The 23,500-nt window shown below is 42.1% G+C and carries 18 protein-coding genes; 5 read left to right on the plus strand and 13 right to left on the minus strand.

The features are described from left to right. Window positions 1-1,221 (minus strand): anti-sigma factor domain-containing protein (locus tag BMZ06_RS17445; protein WP_089754019.1); only part of this gene is annotated, 1,221 nt, incomplete at its 3' end. Then, the gene (sigI, locus tag BMZ06_RS17450; RefSeq protein ID WP_089754021.1) at window positions 1,218-1,955 is read right to left on the minus strand and encodes an RNA polymerase sigma-I factor; all 738 of its coding nucleotides are present in this window, start codon (window positions 1,953-1,955) and stop codon (window positions 1,218-1,220) included. The genes sigI and BMZ06_RS17445, both read right to left, overlap by 4 nt. Window positions 1,956-2,365: 410 nt before the next feature. Here sigI and BMZ06_RS17455 point away from each other — a divergent pair, with 410 nt between their 5' ends. Continuing rightward, a complete protein-coding gene (locus BMZ06_RS17455) occupies window positions 2,366-2,992 on the plus strand; it encodes a flavodoxin family protein (RefSeq protein ID WP_089754023.1) in 627 nt (208 codons plus the stop codon). On the opposite strand, the gene BMZ06_RS17460 is transcribed toward BMZ06_RS17455, so the two are convergent. From BMZ06_RS17460 to BMZ06_RS17475, 4 genes are all read right to left on the minus strand, one after another. Next, a complete protein-coding gene (locus BMZ06_RS17460; protein WP_089754025.1) occupies window positions 2,989-3,816 on the minus strand; it encodes a S1C family serine protease in 828 nt (275 codons plus the stop codon). The genes BMZ06_RS17455 and BMZ06_RS17460 overlap by 4 nt on opposite strands. Window positions 3,817-3,848: 32 nt before the next feature. Beyond that, entirely contained in the window at window positions 3,849-5,885 is a 2,037-nt protein-coding gene (locus tag BMZ06_RS17465) for an ABC transporter ATP-binding protein (protein WP_089754027.1), read from the minus strand. Then, window positions 5,882-7,627, minus strand: coding sequence for an ABC transporter ATP-binding protein (locus BMZ06_RS17470; protein ID WP_089754029.1), 1,746 nt, complete (start codon window positions 7,625-7,627; stop codon window positions 5,882-5,884). Before BMZ06_RS17470 ends, BMZ06_RS17465 begins: the two co-directional genes overlap by 4 nt. Window positions 7,628-8,060: 433 nt before the next feature. Continuing rightward, window positions 8,061-9,086: a TIGR00341 family protein gene (locus BMZ06_RS17475; RefSeq protein WP_089754031.1), complete on the minus strand. Its 1,026-nt coding sequence runs from the start codon at window positions 9,084-9,086 to the stop codon at window positions 8,061-8,063. Window positions 9,087-9,184: 98 nt separating this feature from the next. Here BMZ06_RS17475 and BMZ06_RS17480 point away from each other — a divergent pair, with 98 nt between their 5' ends. Genes BMZ06_RS17480 through BMZ06_RS17490 form a run of 3 tightly spaced genes read left to right on the plus strand, consistent with a single transcriptional unit; the run spans window position 9,185 to window position 12,905 of the window. Next, window positions 9,185-10,669, plus strand: a complete 1,485-nt coding sequence (locus tag BMZ06_RS17480; RefSeq protein WP_089754033.1) for a spore germination protein — start codon at window positions 9,185-9,187, stop codon at window positions 10,667-10,669. Next, window positions 10,666-11,772 carry a GerAB/ArcD/ProY family transporter gene (locus BMZ06_RS17485; RefSeq protein WP_089754035.1) on the plus strand — a complete coding sequence of 369 codons (1,107 nt, stop codon included), beginning with the start codon at window positions 10,666-10,668 and terminating at the stop codon, window positions 11,770-11,772. The genes BMZ06_RS17480 and BMZ06_RS17485 overlap by 4 nt, the downstream gene beginning before the upstream one ends. Continuing rightward, window positions 11,769-12,905, plus strand: a complete 1,137-nt coding sequence (locus BMZ06_RS17490; protein WP_089754037.1) for a Ger(x)C family spore germination protein — start codon at window positions 11,769-11,771, stop codon at window positions 12,903-12,905. The genes BMZ06_RS17485 and BMZ06_RS17490 overlap by 4 nt, the downstream gene beginning before the upstream one ends. Before the next feature lie 25 nt (window positions 12,906-12,930). On the opposite strand, the gene BMZ06_RS17495 is transcribed toward BMZ06_RS17490, so the two are convergent. The 5 genes from BMZ06_RS17495 to BMZ06_RS17520 form a co-directional block, all read right to left on the minus strand. After that, the gene (locus BMZ06_RS17495; RefSeq protein WP_281244488.1) at window positions 12,931-13,761 is read right to left on the minus strand and encodes an aldo/keto reductase; all 831 of its coding nucleotides are present in this window, start codon (window positions 13,759-13,761) and stop codon (window positions 12,931-12,933) included. Between the two features lie 60 nt (window positions 13,762-13,821). After that, window positions 13,822-16,089, minus strand: coding sequence for an RNA polymerase recycling motor HelD (gene helD / locus BMZ06_RS17500; RefSeq protein ID WP_089754038.1), 2,268 nt, complete (start codon window positions 16,087-16,089; stop codon window positions 13,822-13,824). Window positions 16,090-16,942: 853 nt separating this feature from the next. Then, window positions 16,943-17,296, minus strand: a complete 354-nt coding sequence (locus tag BMZ06_RS17510) for a hypothetical protein (RefSeq protein ID WP_089754042.1) — start codon at window positions 17,294-17,296, stop codon at window positions 16,943-16,945. A 4-nt stretch (window positions 17,297-17,300) separates the two neighbouring features. Continuing rightward, a complete protein-coding gene (locus BMZ06_RS17515) occupies window positions 17,301-17,723 on the minus strand; it encodes an ATP-binding protein (protein ID WP_175477923.1) in 423 nt (140 codons plus the stop codon). A 205-nt stretch (window positions 17,724-17,928) separates the two neighbouring features. After that, the gene (locus BMZ06_RS17520) at window positions 17,929-19,002 is read right to left on the minus strand and encodes an undecaprenyldiphospho-muramoylpentapeptide beta-N-acetylglucosaminyltransferase (RefSeq protein ID WP_089754046.1); all 1,074 of its coding nucleotides are present in this window, start codon (window positions 19,000-19,002) and stop codon (window positions 17,929-17,931) included. 227 nt (window positions 19,003-19,229) lie between these two features. Here BMZ06_RS17520 and BMZ06_RS17525 point away from each other — a divergent pair, with 227 nt between their 5' ends. Then, a complete protein-coding gene (locus BMZ06_RS17525) occupies window positions 19,230-20,591 on the plus strand; it encodes an MATE family efflux transporter (RefSeq protein WP_089754049.1) in 1,362 nt (453 codons plus the stop codon). Window positions 20,592-21,055: 464 nt separating this feature from the next. On the opposite strand, the gene BMZ06_RS17530 is transcribed toward BMZ06_RS17525, so the two are convergent. Both BMZ06_RS17530 and BMZ06_RS17535 read right to left on the minus strand, forming a co-directional pair. Further along, on the minus strand, window positions 21,056-22,486 hold the full coding sequence (locus BMZ06_RS17530) for an aldehyde dehydrogenase family protein (RefSeq protein WP_089754051.1): 1,431 nt from the start codon (window positions 22,484-22,486) through the stop codon (window positions 21,056-21,058). A gap of 285 nt (window positions 22,487-22,771) precedes the next feature. Next, window positions 22,772-23,500 (minus strand): RNA-guided endonuclease TnpB family protein (locus tag BMZ06_RS17535; protein WP_139205853.1); only part of this gene is annotated, 729 nt, incomplete at its 5' end.

Consider the following 23,500-nt stretch of genomic DNA (forward strand, 5'->3'; position numbering starts at 1 on the left):
CGATTGGCCAGAATTTGATTTCGGCTTGTCCTTCTTCTTATCTTCCGAAGAATCTTTAGCCGGCTTCTCTTTCGATTGACCAGAATTCGATTTCGGCTTCTCTTTCTTCTTATCTTTCGAAGACTCTTTATCCGGTTTATCCTGCGATTGACCAGAATTTGATTTCGGCTCGTCTTCTTTCTTTTCTTTCGAAGATTCATCTTCTGAGTTAACTTTCTGATCCACCGTCTCAGATTCATCCTTTTTCATGTTTGAAAGAGGAGGGTTCTTGGTATCCTTATTCTTTTCACCAGTTGATCCCCGTTGGTCTCCCGAAGAACTCGGTGAAGAATCAGAAGAATTATTAACATTCTTGTTCTCTTTGGAGTTAACCGATTTTTTATCTTTCTTAAGATCCTCGGTAGTTGTAGATGGTTCCTCTCCATGAGCTTCGATGTTTTTGGAATTTGAAGAACTGTTATTCTCACTGGATTCAATTTTTGATGATTCTTCAAAAAAAGATTGAATCATTTCTTTTTCTTTGGAAATTAAATCTATGGAATTAGCGCCTTTTGTATCTGACTGTTTTTCGCTCAATTGCTTTGCTACCCACTCATTGACTGATTGGTTCGCTTCGAGCGCTTGTTTACGAAGGGATATAGGGAGATTATAAGCTGACACTGATAAATCCTTTACCCGATCTGACAGCTCATGTTCCATCCGTTTGGCCAAGTTTGCTGTCGGCTCAGTTTTCAAATAACTAATACCAATCAGCACTTGTTTCTGTTGATTCATCCAACCATTTTCCTGGCTGATGTTAATCATTTCAAACGCTACTTCTGAAACATCTTTTTTCTTCCAATCTGTGAGCATATCCATTAATTTCTCAGCATCCTCATTGCGAGGGGTAATCTGTATGACTTGCATTTGGTCGTTTAATTTTAATTCCAGACTTGGGTTAATATCTATATTTACATATGCATAAGCCTGACTGCTGCCATATTTCACATAAAATGGCAAGCAGGCGAGAACTAGTACTAAAGCTATGATGCCTGCTTTCCATGGAACTATGTTGGATAACCATCCCAATGGGCGAAGGTGTTTGTTGTTTGAAATCGCCTGAAAATGGACTTCCATACCGACTTCAGCTTCATAGAGCCGAAGTGCACGGTGAAAGTTTCCATCATGTGTCATTACAATGGTATATCCTTTTTTTTGCTCCATGACAATGCCTTTTCTCACACCCCCACCCCTTTCAGGTAGTCGTTGAGATATACATAATCTCCGTCAAAGATGAGAACTAAGGCAATAATGAATTTTCGGTTTCTTTCAAGCGTTTTCTTACTGACATCCACTTCACGTACCAGTTCTTTCATAGGAAGGCGTCCTTTATCAAGGACTTGCTCCCTAAGCTCTTTATGGTGATAAACGATTCGTGCTGTTTGCACAGCTGAATCTCGTGCATCCTTATGCTTGGGCGAAGCATCCACTAAATCATCAAGAGACAAGTTATACTTCTTTAACTGCTCTTTGAATTCGTGAATTTCTTCACGTCTATACCATGCCTCTTTCTCCTTTTGATGGCGTTCTCTCGCTGCTGCCACCTCAGAAGGATTCTCCATTTGCTCTTCCTCATCATTCAGTTCGTCGAGGGAAACAGCCAGGGGATATTTTCTTTCATTACGGATATGATCAATTACTTTCCGTTTAATTACGAGACTGGCAAAAGAAAGAAAGGAACTGCCTTTATCACAGGAATACGCTTGGATGGCTTCGTTAAACGCCGATAAACCAATACTGAATTCATCGTCTTTGACGGGATCTATATATCTTTTACATACTTCAGAAACACTTTTGGCAATAAAAGGTTGATACTGTTTGAGGATCTCGTTTCTAGCTTCCTCGTCCCCCTGTTTAATGGATTCAATCTGTGCATCAAGGGAGGTGTCTTTTTTGCGCAATAGACGTTTGATCAACCTTCACCACCTCCAGCCATTAATAGTTTCGAATTCAAAACAGAGTTTTTGGGTGTTTTTTTAAAAAATATTTCAATTGTGTTACAAAATAGGATCAACCAATATTGCCAAAAGCCGTTTATTCGTCCGCCATCCAAACCTGTATTTTAAAGATATGTTATTAACCATGACTATTGTACTGAATATAGGGGCACGGGTCTACCACATCAGGTTTACATTTTATTAAATCTACATTTCAAAAAATATAACTAATGGACTATACACTCTACTGCTTTCATAAAAATTAAATTCAATTGTATACCAATGTGTCTAAATTCCTATGATAAAAAACACAAATGGTCAGGTTTACATTTAGCTGCAGTAGGTTAAACCTGTGGTGTAGAGCGCAAATAAAAAGGGGGATCTTACGAATGAAAGCCGTATTATTAAATTGCAGTTTAGAAAAAGGTACAAAAGAAACAGATACCGAAAAACTCCTCCATGAATCCGCTCAAATATTTCAACGGGAAGAAATTGATGTGGAACGAATCCACTTAAGGGATTTCCATATTAACTTTGGAATTACAGACCAGTTAGATAATGAAGATGATTGGCCTTTTGTATTCGAGAAGATTCTGGGAGCTGATATTTTACTTTTGGCTACACCGATCGCCATGGGTGACAAGAGCAGCCTGGCCTCTTTAATTTTAGAGAGACTTCAGGGATATCATCAACTTAAAAATCGAAGGGGACAAGGCATCTTCTATAATAAAGTTGGAGGAGCCATCGTCGCAGATGGCGGAGACGGAGGAGCTCGATTGGCAGCTCAATCCATCCACTACCGCCTCTCTATGCTCGGGTATACTTTGCCGCCGCATGCAAGTGCCATCTGTAACGAAAAGCTGGAAGACCCCGCCCAAAGTGATTGGGATTGCATTGAAGAAGAAGTCGTAAGAATGACTTACAACGTTATCCATTTTGCTGAATTGCTTCATTTCAATCCAATTCCTGTGATCGGTAATAAAGTAGATGACAAAAAAGTGCCGCCAAAGGTTTAATCTTTGGCAGCACTTTTTTCATAATAATAATCAATTGGCACAGCAAGCCCTACTCTTCCTTCTACGTCATCATGCAATGTTGCAAAAACTACCGCGATGACTTCTCCAGATTCATTAATAACCGGGCTCCCTGAATTCCCTTTGTAAACAGGAGCATCCAGCATGAGAACAGGCTGATTCCAATCACTGAGATTCTTGTATCCAATCACTGTCCCCTGATTCGCAATTCCAGTAAACCGAAGAGGGTTTCCAATAAAATAAACATGATCATTTTCTTCGAAGGCTGTTTGATCAGCCAGATCTAAATGAGGGAAATCTTCACCATCTGCCTTCAGGACAGCTAAATCTACATCAGGATACTGCTCCACAACCTCAGCCTGATACAGCCCCTGTTCAGGAAAAGCTACGGAGATCCGTTTTTCACCCTCAATTACATGATGGTTAGTAAGAATGGTTCCGTCTTCCTTAATGGCAAACCCTGTTCCTTTGCTTTGTCCCGCCTCCACCACAACAACTGATTGTTTATATTGCTTCACCTGCTCATCAGATGAGAGCTTGGCGGAGGTCATTAGAAAATCTACGGCCGGAATGGAAAACGTATTGGGCAGTACAGCTACAATATTTGTGACCATCATGATAGCAATCAACCAAAAGATCCATTTTGGAAAAGGACGCCGGCTTTTTAATTCTTCTTCTTTTAAACGTTCTCTTTCGTAAGCTTTTTGTCTTTCTTCCTGAACCAGTTCATATAACTCTTCATCGTCTATTTCTTCGTACAAATCTTCATCTATAATATCACGCTTATCGTCTTCGCGATCATTCACGAGCGGTCCCCCTTAAGACAGGAGAATTGAAACTACATGGCACTGACTTTTGATGACCCTTGCTGCATACGGTACATTTGGAAATACTGTCCTCCAAGAGCGACCAGTTCTTCATGCGTTCCCTGCTCCACCATTGTACCATGATTTAATACAAATATTTGATCTGCCTGCTGAATCGTCGATAGACGATGCGCGATAACCAGTGTGGTTCGCCCTTCCTTCAAAACTTCTAAAGCTTTCTGGATCATTTGCTCGGTTTCTGTATCAATATTTGCCGTAGCTTCATCCAGGATCAGAATTGCAGGGTCAAAAGCCAGAGCTCTGGCAAAGGAGATCAGCTGTCTTTCACCCATAGACAGGGAGCCGCCTTTTTCCTTTACCTGAGCATCATATTGCTCAGGAAGCTTCTCAATAAAACGATCCGCTCCAACCGCTTTTAACGATTCTATAGCCATTTCCCGGGAAATACGGTCATCGTTCATCGTTACATTCGACAAAATTGTCCCTGTAAAGATGAAAGGATCCTGCAAAACTATTCCCATATGACTTCGAACTTGTTGACGTGACCATTCTGTCGTTGGATGCCCATCAATTGTCACTTGACCTATTTGAGGATCATAGAACCGGAACAGCAGGTTCATAATGGAACTTTTACCCGACCCTGTATGGCCGACAAAAGCGGCCGTCTGCCCGGGCTCTACTTGGAAATGAATATCCTTTAATACGAAATTATCATCTTCATAGGCAAATGAAACGTGATTAAAAGCGATTTGGCCGCGGTATCGTGCTGCTTCACTACTGTTTCTTTCTTCCCCTTCCTCTTCCAGCAATTCAAATACACGGCTGGCGGCTACCCGGGCTTCTTCCAACTGAGGAAGCTGGTTTACCAGGTCCGTCACAGGCTGGAAAAGCCGGTTTAAATAGTCCACAAAAGCGTATAGCACTCCCACAGTAACGATTCCTTCAGCTCCAAAAGACTGGGATCCAAAATACCATAGGAAGCCCACAAAAGCGATGTTACGTAGGACATTAACAAGATTAAAAGAAGTGAGCGCACTTAATCTGACCAGTTTCCTCTGATAACTGAAGTGACGTTCATTTAAACTCTCGAACTCATCCGAAATCTGCTTTTCCTGTCTGAATGCTTGAATAATGGACATTCCTTGAATGGCTTCATTAATATTGCCATTCATATCGCTTACCGAAGATCTCACCACCGTATTGTACTTACCGCCAAAATGCTTATACATCCTCATCCAGCCATAAATAATTGGAATGAGCAGCAAACACATTAGGGCTAACTTGACGTCTAATAAAAACAGCGCTACATAAATCCCCAGCATATAGAAAAAGCTGGTAACAAAGGTAGCCAGTACTTTTACATACAGCTCTCGAATCGATTCGGTATCATTCGTCACTCGGGCCACAATTTTACCAGCGGGCTGATTGATAAAATACCGTACGGGAAGCTTCTGAATATGCGTGAATAAATCATCCCTCATCTTACGAATAATCCGGTTTGATGATCGTTGCAGGAGAAAGGTATGAGTGAATTGGAAAAAGGCTGCAATAAAGAGCAGTCCGACATAGATGCCAAGAAGCCAGTAAATAGACGGAATTTCCGGCTTAAAGAAGCGGTAGAGCTGCTGCAGCGATAATAATTCTGCATCAGCCGTGTAAGTCTCATTCGCAGTCTCTATTCGTATCCTGTTATCTTCAATGGAGCGATTACCGCTCGCCGGGACTTCTTCAGGAATGAAGTAGTACGAGCGTCCTGCTTGTAAAATCGTTGCCGTTCCACTGATTTCCTCACCCTCTTCCAGGCGGTCATCACGCTTGTATAGACGCTCTTCGTAACGAACCGTATAATCATCAGCTGACTCAACTTGATGCCACTGATCTTCTATCCCCACGATATGTTCGTCAATCAAACGTTTAGCTATGAATGGGCCCGTCAGTTCCAGAGCTACAGCTATCACCAGACATATCAGACCAATGAGAATGTTCTTTTTAAAATTTAACGCATATCGGAACAATTTGCGTTCGGTCGTGGAATGTTTTCCTTTCATTCCTCCACCTCCCCTTCTAACTGCTGGCGTTCATATTGAGTCTGGTACCAGCCCCCCTGTCTAATCAGCTGTTCATGAGTTCCTTCCTCTGCGATGCGCCCTTCCTCTAGCACAATAATGTGGTCTGCATGGGTTACGGCAGATAAACGATGAGCAGCAATCAGAGTAGTTTTGCCTTGTCTTTCCTTCCTTAAATGCTCAATAATATTAGCCTCGGTTTTTCCATCTACCGCAGACATTGCATCATCAAGAATTAAAATTTCGGGGTTCATAATGAATGCGCGGGCGATCGAGACTCTCTGCTTCTGACCACCAGAAAGAGTGACACCACTTTCCCCGACTTTTGTATCCAGTCCAGCCGGAAGGTTCTTTATATCCTCCAGAAAGTATGCCAGTTTTAATACCCGGTAGATCTCCTCATCCGTTGCCCCTGCCTTACCGAATTGAATGTTTTCTCGAACGGTTTTCGAAAACAGGACCTGATCCTGAGGCACGTAGCCAATCCAGGATCGTGTAGTACCAAGATCAAGTCGGTGAATATCAATTCCGTTGATCAAAAGCTCTCCATCAAGCCCTGGATATTCTCTAAGTAACTGACGGAAAAAGGTAGTCTTCCCCGCTCCTGTTTTACCTACAATACCGATCGTCTGCCCGCGTTCGATCGCTACATTCACGTTCTTTAGTCCTTTGGCTTCCGATTGAGGGTATTGAAAGCTTACCTCTTTAAATACAATCTGGTCCGGTCTGCTCACATTCCGTGGGTTGGAAGGATTCACAATATCCGGTTGATAGTCAAGCGTCTCATTGACCCGGTCCAGGGAAGCGTTTCCTCTCTGCAGGACATTAATTAATTCCCCGACCGCAAACATAGGCCAGATTAACATGCCGAGATAGACATTGAAGGAGACCAGTTCTCCAAGCGTCATAGCATTTTGAAACACAAGGGCAGCTCCATACCCAAGTCCTATCGTATAGGAAAGGCCGACAAGGATTTGTATAGTAGGTTCAAAGAGAGCCTCAATTTTTGCCACTTCCACATTTTTGTCATACACATCTTTTGTCATCTTCTGAAACCGTTGGTCTTCATTTCGTTCTTGGACAAAAGCCCGGATAACCCGAACACCGCGTACCGATTCCAGTACATTGTTATTCATCTCTCCAAAGGCCGTCTGAGCTTCCGTAAAGCGTTCATGAATAACTTTTCCGTATTTGTTCATAGCTACAGCCATAATTGGCAGTGGAAGAAGCGCAGCCAATGTAAGCTTCCAGCTGATTGTAAATCCCATCATGGCGATAATCATAAACATAAAAACGGTGGAATCAATTAGGGTTAATATTCCGAAACCAGCTGTCATGGTGAGTGCCTTTAAATCGTTTGTGGCTCTTGCCATTAAGTCTCCGGTTCGGTTTTTGCCGAAAAAAGCAGGAGTCATTCTCAAAAAGTGATTCATCAGTCTTGAGCGCATGGTTCTTTCCATAATCATCGCCCCGCTGAAGAGGGTGTAGTCCCATAAATAAGACAATAAGTAACTGGCAACAATAATCCCGCCATAGAACAGGATAATTTCTCCTAACCGTTCCGGAGTAAGTGTGTTAAATTGAATTTCATCAATCGCCATTCCTACCAGCTTTGGAGGAATAAGATCAATTGCACTAACGACAATCAGCGCTAAAATAGCAAACGAATATCGTTTCCAATAGGTCTTAAAAAACCATCGCAATTTTACGAGTACACTAAACATATCTGACACGTCCTTTCATTCTTTCCTTGCTAGCCGCTTTCTTTCCAGTCTTCGTCCCATTCTTTTCTGATCACTTTGTTTTCCATTTCATAAGTACCTCCTTGAAATCTTTAATTTATGTTAAACAGGCGCTGTTCACCTGTACAACACCAAAAAAGCATACGCCGGCTACGACGTATGCTTAACATATACATACTAAATAGGGGCACGTATTTACGCGGCCCATGGAATCAATCATTCTCCTGAGATAGGAGCGCTTATCAAACGTCCCTGTCGGCCACGACAAGTATGAAATTTGTATTTTGCTGTGCATATACTTTTTCCATCGTCGTGACCTCCTTTAGTGTGAATGATTATTAATTATATAATTTTCAAAAAATTAATTCAATGGTCTATTTGAAAAGTTTTGTAAAAACATTTTCAAATCCCGCTGTTACCGGAGATTAACATCCTTTCCTAAAAGCAGAACAAGCGCAAGAGCTGCCACAATAACAAAGACAAACATGATAGATAAAGGACGGGAGACATTTGCTCTTTTTACGGCTTCCCAGCGCACAGGGCGTATGCCGCTGATCGAAAAAATCGTAACTGCCGCAAGTAAAATTGACATAATATTGACCACAACAAGCAAAAAAGCTCCATACGCATTCATATAAGATCCGTTCCCCAAAGACATACCAAAAGCCACACTGGGCGGCAGCAAAGCAACAGCTACCATAACTCCAACAAGATTACCAGATAGGCGGTTCAGAAATGCCAGCGCCCCTGCAGCCCCGGATGCTACCCCAAGAAAAATATCCACTATTGTAACTTTAGTACGATCCAAGTACTGATTAGTACCCATGCCCATGTCCGTAAAATACCCAAAAAGCATCGAGACAATCAATACAATCGCTACCCCGAATATAGAAGTTACTACTGATTTCCAAAGCAGCTTATAATCTCCCAATATTGATGAAAACGCAATGGCGATAACCGGACCGATCATGGGAGCGATCACCATCGCCCCAATAACTACAGCCTCGCTGTCTTTCAAAAATCCAACCGTCGCCACAATAGCGGACAATATAATCATAAGAGAGTAATTCAGATTGATCTGACTATTTTTTTCAACATAATTTAACAGTTCATGACGACTGGCTCTTAACAGAAGCGCCTGTTCTTTCTCAGACTCCTCATCTTCTTTTGCTTTTTTTGATTCTTTATGGAGGGTGTCTTTTGATAAATAAGTTTGAACCGGGATGAGCATGGTCTCAAAACCTTCTACTACGTTCGATACCTCTTCCAGATAATCAAGAATTTCTTCTACGCCGCTCGTTTTAACGAGAATCCGGACAAGAGTCCGCTCCTCCGACTCACTGGACACCCAAAACGATTGATGGTCATATTCTTTAAGCTTCTCACTGATGGATTCAAAATGATGATCAGGAATATAAACTTCTATCAGTTGGAGATTCATACGCTGCCTCCCTTCCATCCATCCCGCAGCTGCAATTTTTTAATAATGTGCCCTTTTTTCCACATACTAATTACACACTTGCAAAAGGAGGGAAGAGAATGGACCAATCAACACTACCGCTACAGATAGATAGCTATTTGGATCGTTTAAAACAACGATTTAACGAAAGTCCTGACCTTATTCAAAAAGTCTTTCATATTAAAGGACAGGAAGTGGTTATTCATTTCATTTCCTATCAAATTAAGAAGGACCGTCTGGAAAGAGAATTGCTGGAACCCCTGACGAAGTCCGAAAAGCCTTGGTCGGTTCATGATCTTCAAAATAAAATTCCTCTCGCCTCTTCCCAGACCGTTTCTTCCATTGAAAAAATTGCTGAGCTCATCATTCATGGAAACGTGGTCGTGTATTTCCCGGGTGAAAAAGAAGCCGTTGCTTTTCTTCTTCCACAGCAGCAAGTGCGTGCGCTCGAACGTGCGGAGACTGAATCTCTCGTGTTCGGTCCGCAGATTGCGTTTACAGAGTCTCTCGTTACCAACTTGAATATTATTCGCTGGCGTCTGGACGTCGATGATTTAGTGGTTGAAAAACTTATTGTAGGTGAGCGGATTAAAAGTGAGATACGAATCGTTTATCTGAAATCGATAGCCAATGATGAAAATGTAGATACTATGCGCCAAAGAATTAAAGACTTAAAAGTAGCGGAAGTAGAAGATACTAGTGTACTCGGGCAGTTAATTGAGGATTCCTCCAGCTCCATTTTCCCACAGCTCATTAACACCGAGCTTCCCGATCGTTTCTGCAACTCTATTTCCAAGGGACGCGTGGGTGTGCTTGTGGATAAAAGTCCAACAGCTCTCATTGGTCCGATGACACTGTTCAGTTTTTTTGAATCTACCGAAGACTTATATATGCGCTGGAATATGGGAACCTTCATAAGACTTTTACGATTTATCGCAATGGCTTTTTCGATTATCCTTACACCGATGTATGTAGCTGCACTCACCTACCATTATGAAATTATCCCAACTTCTCTGCTCGTTTCACTCGGACAATCGCGCGCTATGGTACCTTTTCCGCCTGTTCTTGAAGCTCTGCTTCTGGAGATGCTGATTGAATTGTTACGCGAAGCTGGAGCCAGACTTCCGACAAAAGTCGGTCAGACCATGGGTATCGTAGGCGGTATTGTATTAGGACAAGCGGCTGTTAAAGCGGGGTTCACGAGCAACATTCTAATCATCATTATTGCTCTGAGCGCACTTGCTTCCTTTACGGCTCCAAGCTATTTAATGGGAACAGCGATACGGATCATTCGCTTTCCAATGATCATCCTTGCCGGGGCATGGGGGTTAATAGGTATTATGTTTGCTCTGAGCTTTATCGTCATCCATTTATTAAAACAAAAATCGCTAGGAAGGCCTTACCTTGCCCCTATCTATCCCTTTCAATGGAAAGATATCAATGACTCTCTCATAAGACTTCCATTTCAAAAAAATAACGCCCGTCCATTGAATGTCATGCCTAAAGATACAGAACGCCATGATCCGAACAAGGCGGCTGAGAAGAAAGATGTAGATCCTTCATGAATACTAATTTGATCATTAAACCAGATAAAACCGTAGAAGCCTTTTATCTTTTCTTTATCGTGCACACGTTACAGATCGGCGCGGGGCTCATGGGAGTTCCTCGGGTGATTTTCATAGAATCGGGAACTGATTCCTGGATTGCGATTTTATTAGCCGGGATTTACCTCCACTTTGTAGCCTGGATCATGATCTTGATTTTAAGAAAGTATGATAATGCAGACATTATCGGGATTCAGTGCGATGTATTTGGCAGATGGCTGGGAAAAACGATGGGAATCGTTTATGTTATCTACTTTTTTTTCATTCTTTTGAGCGTTATAAAAAATTATATAGAGGTCGTTCAAGTATTTATTTTCCCTGAGATTCCTGTATGGCTTATGAGTGGATTTTTACTCTCTCTTATGATTTATGCCCTTCTTGGGGGATTCCGAGTAGTTGTTGGGACGAGTTTTATCTTTTTTCTGTTAACCATATGGATTGTAATTACCATTTCCAAACCGATCACCTATATGGATTGGGATCATTTTACTCCTATTTTTCAAACCGGCACCTTAGATCAGCTGAAAGGAGCTTATAAAACGGCCTATTCTGTACTGGGGCTTGAAATTTTATTTTTTGTTTATCCCTACATTAAAAATAAGCAGAAGGTCGCGCTGCCAGTTCATGCCGGGTTAGCGTTCACCACTTTCTTAATATTACTCGTAACCGTGGTGTCGATTGGTTACTTCAGTCCGGAACAGCTTAAACAAACCGTCTGGGCCACTCTTTCGTTATTTAAAATCATCAGCTATCCCATAGTTGAACGATTCGACTTTATAGCGATTGCTTTATGGATGATGGTGATTATACCCAATATAGTTTTATTCGGCTGGGCCTTGATTCAATCGTTAAAACGTCTATTTCAGCTGCCCGAGAAATCAAGTTTGTATGTTGTTGCTATTTTATTGTTTCTAGCCTCGATTCTAATTGAATACCGCGTGCACATTAATCAGTTAACCGACTGGACTTCTTCCCTTGGTTTCTGGCTCGTGTTTGTTTATCCTGTGATACTCTATCCAATCGTACTTATTAGAAAACGATTCAGGAAGGAAAATACCCCATGACTTGGAAGCAAATTTTTATTGTGGTCGTGCTCATTTCCATAAGTACCGGCTGTATCCCCAAGAGTTATATTGAGAGGTTAGGCATCATTACTGCGATAGGATATGACCTGGCAGGGGAGAATTCTTTGAGAGGGACGATGGTTATGTATCAATTTGATCCATCTACTACTAGACCTTCTCAAGTGGTGACCAGTGAAGCAACTACTTCCAAAGGACTCCGCTTAGAAGCGAACAAGATGACCAGCCATCGTCTAGTATCCGGTCAAGTAAGATTAAAACTCTTTCAAGATCAGTTAGCATCCAGAGGAATGACTAAGTATATGGATACATTAGAAAGAGATGCTAAAGTTTCTGATATGGGGCTATTAGGTGTCAGTGAGGTACCAACGGCTGACTTATTAAAAATGGAGGCAAGCAAAGAAGCCACAAATTCCGGTGAATATATCAAGAAAATGATTGAGAAAAACATAGAGGATAATGTTCTGCCAGACGCAACCCTCCGAACATTTATACATGATTATTATGATGCGGGAATTGATCCTACTCTTCCCATGCTGACGACAACAGATGGAAAAGCGGTCATCAGCGGGCAGGCTCTCTTTCAGAACGATAAATATGTAACCAAACTTTCATCACAGGACATTTTCTACTTACTGCTGTTAAAAAACGAATATAAAGATGGGCAATTTCAACTTCAGCTACCAGATGAAGCCCTAAAAGAGTTTCATAAAGAAACACCTGGGTCCTCTGCAGAAGGTCCACTTCACGTTTCCCTTCATGAAATTGACAGTGATTTGACCATCGACCCCAAAAAGGGAAAGCCGACAGAGCAGAGTGTGAACGTAACGATAGAAGCAAGGTTATTGGAAATTACAAAGGATGTGGATTTAAAAAATAAGAAAGCGATCTATAAGCTAGAGAAGGAAATAGAGAAAAAAGTGAAATCAGATCTCGAACAGTTTCTTGAGTTCTTAAAAGAAAATCAAGTAGATCCTATTGGTTTTGGAAAGATTTACAATGCCAAAAACCGTGAAAATCGAGTAACCAAAGAAAATTGGCGGCAGCAAATCCCCGAATTAAACGTATCTTTTGATGTCAAAATGAAGCTTCTCCGCCATGGCACAGTGGAATAAAAAAACCTGGACATAAAGTCCAGGTTTAAGCGAAGTAATCAAATTCATCCGGGTGTTTTCCGATTCGTTCGCCCGCGTGAAGAGCATTAACCTTTTCCATCTCCTCATTTGTTAAGGAAAAGTCAAACAAGTCGGCATTCTGTGCTTGCCGATCCTTATTGGAAGACTTAGGGATAATGATGATTCCATGCTGCCAGTGCCAGCGCAGGATGACCTGGGCTGCCGTTTTCTTATATTTTGCAGCAAGCTCCTGAAGCACGGGTTCATCAAAATAATTTCCACGTGCCAGCGGAGACCATGCTTCTAGGAAGATATCACGGTCCTGACAGTATCTCAGCAGATTTCCTTGATAGAGACGAGGATGGAATTCGACTTGGTCCACTACAGGTTTCACTTGAGCTTCGTTCATAAGTTCTTCTAAGTGATGCTCCATGAAGTTACAAACACCTATAGCCTTCACTCGTCCTTCACGATACAGTTTCTCCATTGCTTTCCACGTCTCTGTAAATTTCCCTGGAACCGGCCAATGAATTAAGTAAAGATCTAAGTATTCAAGACCAAGAAGGTCTAAACTGCGTTCAAAAGCTTCAAGCGTTTCCTCATATCCTTGTTCATCGTTCCATACTTTTGTGGTGATAAATAATTCTTCTCGTGGTACACCGCTCTCACGGATGCCTCTTCCCAATCCTGATTCATTTCCATAAAAAGAAGCAGTGTCCAGATGTCTATATCCTAAATCCAGGGCTGATTTAACAGCCTGCACCACTTCCTGCTCTTCTTCCATTTTATATACGCCCAGACCAAGCTTCGGCATGGGCACCCCATTGTTCAATGTTACCGTTTCTGTTAAACTCACTAGATTCTTCACTCCTTTACATTACTTTACCTTGTTAAACTACCCTTCATTGCAATCCGTTCAAACATAACCAAAGGACGAAGGATGAGCGTGATTCAGCAAAAACTCTTCCGGGTTTTCTCCTATTAAAAATAAATGGTGCAGAGGTCTGGTCATGGCAACATATAGAAGCTTTACATCAAGCGTTGTTTCTTGGTAAGAATGCCCTTCACTGTACAAGAAGACGACATCAAACTCTAATCCTTTCGCTAAATAAACTGGTAATACCATTCGATCAGTCATTTGACTCTGGGTCTCGTCGAACATCGTAAATCCTGCTCCGATATCATCCAATTGCTCAGCGGCGATTGAGGCTTCTTTTTGTGTTTTCGTAACTACGGCAATACTCTTCATTCCACTCGCTTTAAGTTCCCTCAGCTTTTCTTTAAATATCTCCTGCCAGTCTTTATTACGATCAATAAACTGCGGTTTTTCTCCATGTCTGACCACTGGTTCTGCTTTTGGAAGGTTTTCAGGCATCAGATCCAGTAATTCGTTAGCCAGATTCATAATCTCAATAGTGGTTCGATACGTTTTTTGCAATTTAAGATAGTTAACGTCTTGAAACACACTGCCCATCAAGCTTTCCCACTCTTTTAAACCTCTGTAGCGGTAAATGCCTTGCGCCAAATCGCCTACGATTGTAAACAAGTCTGTTTGAAACGAGTGCCTCAAACTGTACATTTCAAAAAAACTATAATCCTGTGCTTCATCAATGACTACCTTCTTTGCCTGATCCTCTTTTGCTATACCAGTAATCCAAGACTTCAGATAAAGAAGGGCAGCTAAATCTTCGGACTGAAGCTTCCGTTTTCGCAAATAGTTCCGTGTCCACGCCCTCATTTGTTTAAGCTCTTCCGTATCCTGGTCAATGAACGAGCGAAAAATTCGTTCCTCATATAAATGAACATATGCATCGAGCAGCTTCCATTTAGGGTAGTTTTTCATAAAGACCTGGAGAACCGTTTTAGCTTCCTTTTTTATTTCCTCCAGCGCTTCTTCTTTCCTTGTGATTAAGAAACTGACGCGCTTCTTCCTTTTTTCAGGATCTTTCATCCCAAAAAGCGCCCGGTCCAATTGATCATCATATTTCTTAGCCAGGGTGGAGAGAATCTGCTTCTTTTTCCTGTTCAGTTCACTGCGAAGAACGGCTTTAATCTTTTGCACTCTTACTTCATAAGGAAAATAATGATAGTGTTTAAAAAATAATTGATTAATGGCTTTCGCACTCTTTAATTTGAAACCGGCCAACCGGAAGTCTTCTTGAACTTTATAACTTGATTCAATGTACTTACTATACTCTTTCATTACTTCCTTAAAAAATTCGGAACCTTTATAGCCCGCCGACCAAAGCTCGGTCGAATGGCCGGAGTTACCGGATTCCACCGTGTTCATTAAATTTGTATGCTGGGTGGTAACCGGCCAGTTTATTTCCGTTACTTCCTGCACAAAGTCAATAAAGGTGGTTTGCCGGGCTTTGTGAACCCCAAGCTCGGGCAGTACTTCCGATATGTACTGAATAAAAAGCTGGTTAGGTGCTAGAATCAGCATTTCTTCTGGCTTGAAGATATCTCTCATCGAGTAGAGAAAGTATGAAATCCGGTGCAGTGCAATCGTCGTCTTGCCGCTCCCGGCAGCCCCCTGGACAATAATTGGCTTACGCAAGTCCGCCCGAATGACCTCATTTTGCTCTTCCTGAATCGTTGCTACGATTTCAGTCAGCCGGTTCTCTGCGTTTTGAGAAAGAGAGTCCTGTAGAAGGTCATCTTTTGTCGTGATATCAATATCACGAAAATTCTCCAGTTCTCCTTCCTCGATCTGATACTGCCGTTTGAGGGAAACACGCCCTTCATAACGTTCTCCTTCCGCTTCATAACTGACTTCCCCAATCCGGCCTTCATAGTAAACATTCGCAAGAGGAGAGCGCCAGTCCAGTATAATCGGAAGTTGTGTTTCACGATCAAACAATGACATCTTCCCGATATAAAATACTTCTCTCTCGGGTTTTTCTTTTCGGTGAAAATCAATGCGGGCAAAGTAAGGTTTCTTACGCAGACGATGAAGACTTTCCAGCTGATCGGCGGACATTTTCATAAAATTCGCATGGGAGAGCATCTCTTGATAGCGCAGACTGCTGTCTTTGAAGTCAAGTCTCGCTAACGTGTCCTCTTGACGTCTTTTTAATGCCTCCTGGTCCGTTTCCTGAGCAGCGATCAGTTGATCCATATATGCTTTTGTAAAAGATAAACGTTCTAATTCCTGAGGATAATCGGGGTGTTGAGCAGACATTTTTCATTCTCCTTCCCTTAAATAGGACTGGCATAGAGAAGTCTAGACGATCATGTTTTTCTTTATTTAGGTTCTGTTAAACTTCCGTTTTAATTCTTATAGATAAGCTCCCATTAGTTGAAGACTTGATTTCGAGATAAATGGGTCCGTGACGTTAGATGGATAAGGGCTGGTGGGGAAATAACTCGCTTTCCTGTGGGGGAACTGGCAAGCCTCCTCAGTCGTTAACACTCCCTGTGGGGTCTCGCCTAGCTCCTTCTCCCACGGGAGTCTCATCATTTCCCCACCAACCCAACTATAATGCTGCGAACGGACCTTTCTATAGCAGAAAGGAACCATGCTGCATCTGCCTCAATTGCTTATATAACAGGGTTCCTACACGTAAACACACGTAAAAACCACTATGGATCATAGATGATCCTGGTTCATTGGAAGGCGTTTATGCAGAGAATTTCGAGCGCTCCATGATCGCAAAGGGGCGGAAGGGAACGGCGAATCTCCTGCGGGATGAACATGACAGGTGAGGCCCCGGAAGGCGCCAGCCTGAGGAGACTCACCACAAGGGATGTTCGACTAAGATCGCCACGTCCTGTGGCAACGTCGAACGACCCTGCGTCGTGCAGGGCCGCGGAAAGCGAGTCGTTCCCTGGAGCCCCTTTTCCACACAACACCTAGATACTGAGTCTTACAGTAACCGGCCCTTTACCGTAATAAGCTTTAAATGAAAAACTAACGACGTTTGGCAGATCGTTTATTTAAGAGGATTATTACAATATCATATAATATATGGAAGCGCAATCACGAATCAACAAAAAAGCTGCCCCACTAAAGTCGGGCAGCTCTATCTAGTTTATTACTGACGTTTTTTATTTTCTACATACTTTGGCAGACGGCTTTCAAACACTGCGAAGGAAAATACGCGCAGGAAGATAGGATATAAAGCGACGAGTCCTAAAATATCTCCGATAAATCCAAGAATATTAGTAGTAAACATAAGGACAGACAAGATCATCATTAAAACCGTAGTAACCATCCCTGTCAGCCCATTAACCGGAGTCCATGCACCGGCAATAGTCTTCGTATCCTGCTCGAGCAATTCAAAGCAGCGATAATGATAGGGGCGTACCCTGAACCAGTTCGAAGCCGTGATAAGTTCATCTCGATCCCTGATCTCTTTGTAACAGTAACGACAGATGTTCGTGTTCATAGATCTACTCCTGAAAAAGGTATTTTTTCATTAACACACATTCATTTCCCTTTTCATTATACCGTATTTTATCCATAACTCTAAGCATTAAAGTAATTCCACGTCCATTTTCATCCAGATCTTCTACTTCTGGAAACCAGTGCTTAACATCACTTGAAACCTGATAAGGTCTCCAATCAAAACCATCCCCGAGATCCTGGACTCTGACAAGCATCGTCCTATTCAAAAATAATATCTTAAGTTTGATAGGTTTTTCACTATTTTCCTGGTGCCCGTGCTTCCAGGCGTTGGTGACCGCTTCTGAAATCGAAGCATCCACTAATAGTTGATCCTTGCCAAAGACAGACTTTAAATGTGGGTAAACTTCGTTTCTTATTTCACACAACTCTTTGGGGTGGTTGATGTTGACTTCATAAGATGTTTTCATCTTCCAACCTCTCCTCTGCAAAGTTGATCCCCGCTTAGCTTTTTTCATAAACCTTGCTTTCTCTATAACGGATATGTGCCTTGCTGAATGGAAAAAACTTAGTGTCTTAAGAACCGTATTCCCCAAAAACATAAAGTTGAAAAGGTCTTTAGCCTATAAAATAAAATTAAAATGACAAGGCAGCCTATATACTGCCTTGTCATCACTATTCATTTTCAAAATTTTGGATGATTTCAATAACTTTTTCTTTAGTCTGGCCACTTTGATAATGCTCCATTTTATCGATTAACGCCTGTTTGTTCTCCATTAAACGATGGATTTCTTCTAAAAACCGATCGTCTGTCAGTTCTTCTTCTTCAAGTTTATGTGCAAAACCCTGTTTCACAAATGAGTCAGCATTTAATATTTGATCACCGCGGCTCACCTTTCTCGATAAAGGAATTAGAAGCATCGGTTTATGAAGAGCCAGGAATTCAAATATGGCATTCGATCCCGCTCGAGAAACGATGTAATCAGAAGCCGCAAACAGGTCCTTCAGTTCTTCGTTTACGTACTCAAACTGAGCATAACCAGCGCGGTTAATTGAAGCATCTTTATGATCCTTTCCGCAAATATGAATGATTTGCACATTTTTTAATAAAGTATCTAAATTATTGCGAATCGCCTCATTCAGCCGTTTAGAACCGGTGCTTCCCCCCATAACCATAATCACAGGTTTCTGTTTATGGAAATTACAGTAGGACAACCCTTTAGAACGCTTGCCTTGAAACAATTCTTCCCTTACCACTGCACCAATAAATTCTGCTTTCTCCTTCGGAAGATAGTCCATCGTTTCTGGAAAAGTAGCAAGCACCTTCTTAGCAAAAGGAAAGGACAATTTATTCGCAAGTCCCGGCGTATAATCTGATTCATGAATAATTGTCGGAACCCTCTTCAGTTTTGCAGCAGCAACGACTGGTACCGAAACAAAACCACCTTTAGAAAAGATCACTCCAGGTTTTCGTTTGCCGATAATTGAGAAAGCCTGGAGCAGCCCTTTCATTACTTTGAACGGATCTTTAATATTTTCTTTAGATACATAACGTCTAAGTTTCCCAGTGGATATGCCGTGATACGTGACTCCCTCAATTGATTCGATCAGTTGTCGTTCAATTCCTTCATAAGAACCAATATAATCAACTGTATATCCTCGCTTCTGAAACTCAGGAATCAATGCCAGATTTACGATTACGTGCCCAGCGGTGCCTCCACCTGTAAATAAAATTCGTTTTTCACTCATACTACTCCAACGTCCTTTCTATCCTGTTCATGCTAGGTATGCCTTCCTTATCTATGCTATAATCCTCGTATTCCTTTTAGCTATATCATCTCTGGTCATGCCCTTTTTTAAAGGACATTTACGATGCAGCAGGGAGAATGTATTGTCTAAACAGTACAAAATGTAAGAGCATCATAAGTTACTCAGCCATTCCTCTAAAGGAATTGTAACAGAAAAGGACGGTTACAATGTATCAAACCTATAGCCTTAAAGAAAAAATAAAATTATTCTCCACAATATTGCTTCCTATTCTGATCACCCAGATCGGTATGTATGCGATGAACTTTTTTGATACCGTAATGGCAGGTCAGGCAGGTCCGGATGAATTAGCCGGGGTAGCAATTGGATCTAGCATATGGATGCCCGTCTTCACAGGACTAAACGGCATACTCATGGCTATTTCCCCAATTGTGGCTCAATTAAAAGGAGCCCGCAGAGAAAAGGAAATCCCTTTTTCTGTAAAACAGGGAGTTTATCTTGCGGTACTCTTAGCTATTCTCATTGGTTCCATTGGATTCTTTTTATTAGATCCCATTCTCTCACTCATGAACATTGAACCTTCAGTTCGATATGTAGCTAAATATTACTTAATCACTTTAGGAATCGGAATCATTCCTTTATTCACCTTCAATATCCTGCGCTCTTTTGTGGATGCGCTTGGGCTGACCCGGATTTCAATGGTCATTATCCTGCTTACACTCCCAACAAATATTTTATTTAATTACGTATTTATTTTCGGTAAATGGGGTGCGCCTGAGCTTGGAGGTGTCGGGGCAGGGGTTGCCTCTGCTCTTACCTATCTTGTATCTTTTATTCTAATTGTCCTTACCGTCCACAAGCTCTATCCATTAAGACATTATCGTATCTTCAAAGGATGGATGGTTCCTTCATTGAGAGAATGGTGGGCACAGCTGAAAATTGGAGTGCCGATCGGGTTTGCGATCTTTTTTGAAACCAGTATATTTGCAGCTGTTACTTTTTTCATGACCGCTTATGACACCAATACCATCGCCGCTCATCAGGCAGCGATTAATTTTGCTTCCTTTTTGTACATGATGCCTTTAAGTATTGCCTTTACTCTTACCATTGCGGTCGGTTTTGAAGCAGGAGCCGGACGGTTTACAGATGCAAGAACTTATTCCTATCTTGGTATTGGCACTGCTGTCGCCATGTCCGTGGTGGCCGGACTTGTCCTCTACCTCATGGACGATTCCGTAGCAAGACTATACAGTTCTAATGAAACGGTGATCGAATTAACGAAAAACTTCATTTTCTTTGCGATCTTCTTTCAGCTGTCCGATGCGTTTGGAGCCCCCATCCAGGGAGTTCTCCGCGGTTATAAAGATGTAAACATTACGCTCATTATGGCCTTTATATCGTACTGGGTGATCGGGCTACCAAGCGGGTATCTGTTAGCGAATTATACGGACCTCGGTCCCTACGGATATTGGATGAGTTTGATTATCGGCCTGACGGTCGGAGCCATTGCTCTCTTGTTCCGCATGCTCTCCTTACAGCGTAAAAACATCGCCAAGAAACAGACAGCATAAAAAGAGCCCCTCCATTATTTGGAAGGACTCTTTTCTTTTACACTTGCTCTATTAATCACTGCATTTATTTAAAGTAAAGCTCCCATTACTTGAAGACTTGATTTCGAGATAATTGGGTCCGTTACGTTAGATGGACAAGGGGTGGTGGGGAAATAACTCGTCTTGTTCCATCACCCAGACACTCGAGCCATAAGCCGTTCATCAACGGATTGGAAAACCGCCATCTTTTTGATGCTCGGCTTATGCTGTTCGTGTCTTTCGGGGTGATTCCACATTTGAACACTTTCCTATGGCCCTACACGACGTAGGGTCGAACGACCCTGCGTCGTGCAGGGCCGGAAAGCGAAATCGTCCCCCGGAGGACCTTTCTCATACCCAATGTCTAGAAACCGAGTCTTCCACAATCCGGTCCTATAGCTTAATAACCTTCATATAAAAGCCAACCACAAAATTTGTTATATTCCTTACTTTTGAGCTAAGTTCATTACGACTAATCGTTCTTCTGTCATTTCATCGATGCTGTACTTCGGACCTTCTTTGCCCCATCCGCTTGATTTCACGCCACCATAAGGCATGAGGTCAACACGATATTGAGAAGAATCATTAATCATGAGTCCGCCTACTTCCACATTTTTAGCGGCATAGAAAGCTGTATCAAGGTTTTGAGTGAAAATACCGCCCTGCAGTCCATACTGAGACTCATTCACTTCGTTAATGCATTCTTCCATATTGGAAAAAGGAATCATGGATACGACTGGTGCGAATATCTCCTCACACACAACCTTCATATCGTTCTTAACGTTGGTCATGACCGTTGGTTTTAGTAAAGCACCTTCTCTTTCACCGCCATAAAAGACTTCAGCACCAGCATCTTTTGCTTCTTCGATCCAGCTTACCGCCCTTTTAGCTTCTTCCTCACTAATCATTGGTCCAACGTCTGTGTCCGGATCATTCGGATCCCCAACATTAAGATCTTTAATCGCATCTACTAATTTATTTTGGAACTCTTCTTTTACTTCTTCATGGACGTAGATACGCTGTACAGAAATACAAACTTGTCCAGCAAAAGCAAAGCTCTTGGCAGCAATATTAGCAGCTGCTGCGTCAACATCCGCTTCTTTATCTACGATGACAGGCGAGTTATTTCCAAGTTCTAAAATCAATTTGTTTAAACCGGTATTCTGCTTCAGCTTCAGGCCAACTTTGGCACTTCCAGTAAAGGTGTACATATTGATTCTTGAATCTTCCATCATTTGATTTCCGACAGTAGAACCTGAACCGACCACTACATTCAAGAAACCTTTCGGAAGTCCTGCTTCTTCAAATAACTCCGCCAGTTTCAGAGCAGAAATCGGAGTCTTACTCGTCGGTTTTAAAACGACCGCATTTCCGGCGGCAATGGCCGGTGCTATTTTGTGAGCCACCAGGTTAATCGGGAAATTGAAAGGACTAATCGCTCCAACTACACCGACAGGTACTTTGATAGTGAAAGCCATTCGATTTTCAGAGCCCGGCGCTGCTTCCACCGGAACGCCTTCCCCGTGTACACGTTTTGCTTCTTCTGCCGATAGCTCGACCGTTTGAGAGGCTCGGTCAATTTCGGTGCGTGTCTGTTTCAACGGTTTTCCAGCTTCCATAGTCATATTCTGCGCTAGTTCTTCTTTATTTTCGAGGAGCAGTTCACTAACCCGCTTTAAGATTTCGTAACGTTTATAGGGGCTCATCTGATTATTTTTAAACGCCTTCTGAGCTGCCTCAACCGCCTGGTTCACTTCTTTTTCAGAAGCTTTAGCAACTTCTGCATACGTTTCCTGAGTATATTTATTAAGTACTTCTAATTTATCATCTGTATCGATCCATTCTCCATTAATATAAAGTTTATAGCTTTTTACCATGAATGATCTCTCCTTCATATGGAATCTATTACTATATTTCCTTTATATGTGAACTATAAACGTGACATGCACGTTGCAACGTTGTGCTTGGTCACGAAAAACAGGTCATTTCCAACCCCCCATTCTTTCCTAAGTAATGGACAAAACCCGCTTCCGCAGATCGGGAGCTTACGCAGGAGAGATGTTCAATCTTATTTCACACTTGAACTATCCCCACTTACTCGCTGACGCTCCTTGAAGTTGGGGGATTCCTAAGAGCACGAACCTAACGGTTCGTTCAAATGATTAGGCTAGCCCCGTCGCACCGACGGTTGGAAGGATTCTTTTAATTTCCTTCAATATATTGAAACTCGCATTTAGATCGCGGTCGTGGCGGGAGCCGCAATTCGGGCAGTTCCACGTTCGAACAGCGAGATTCTTTACCTCCTTGTTTTGGTATCCGCACTTGGAACACAGCTGAGAACTCGCAAAAACTTTTGATACGGGTACCAATTGTTTTCCGTACCATTCGGCTTTGTATTCGAGCATAGAGGTGAACATCGACCAGCTCGCATCACTAATCGATTTGGATAGTTTTCGGTTTTTGAGCATATTGGAAATTTGAAGATTTTCTACCCCGATCACATCGTGGTTTTTGATGATTTCGGTAGAAATTTTATGCAGATAATCTTTGCGGGAGTTCGCTATCTTCTCGTGAAGTCTGGCTACTTTAATACGTTGCTTATGCCAATTCGAAGATCCCTTTCCCCTTCGGGAAAGGATACGTTGAGCTTTTGCTAGTTTCTTTTCGGTCTTACGTAGGTATCGTGGGTTTTCATAGGTGGTGCCATTCGAGAGAACAGCGAAGTCTTTCAATCCGAGATCAATGCCAACATAAGCGTTGGATTTAGGAAGTTCCTGAATATCTGTTTGAACAAGAATCGATACAGAATATTTTCCGGTCGGATTGCGGCGAACCGTCGCACTCAAGATGCGACCTTTCACTTCACGGCTCTTGGCAAATCTCACAAGCCC

The sequence above is a fragment of the Halobacillus alkaliphilus genome (assembly GCF_900113125.1).
Taxonomy (GTDB): domain Bacteria; phylum Bacillota; class Bacilli; order Bacillales; family Halobacillaceae; genus Halobacillus; species Halobacillus alkaliphilus.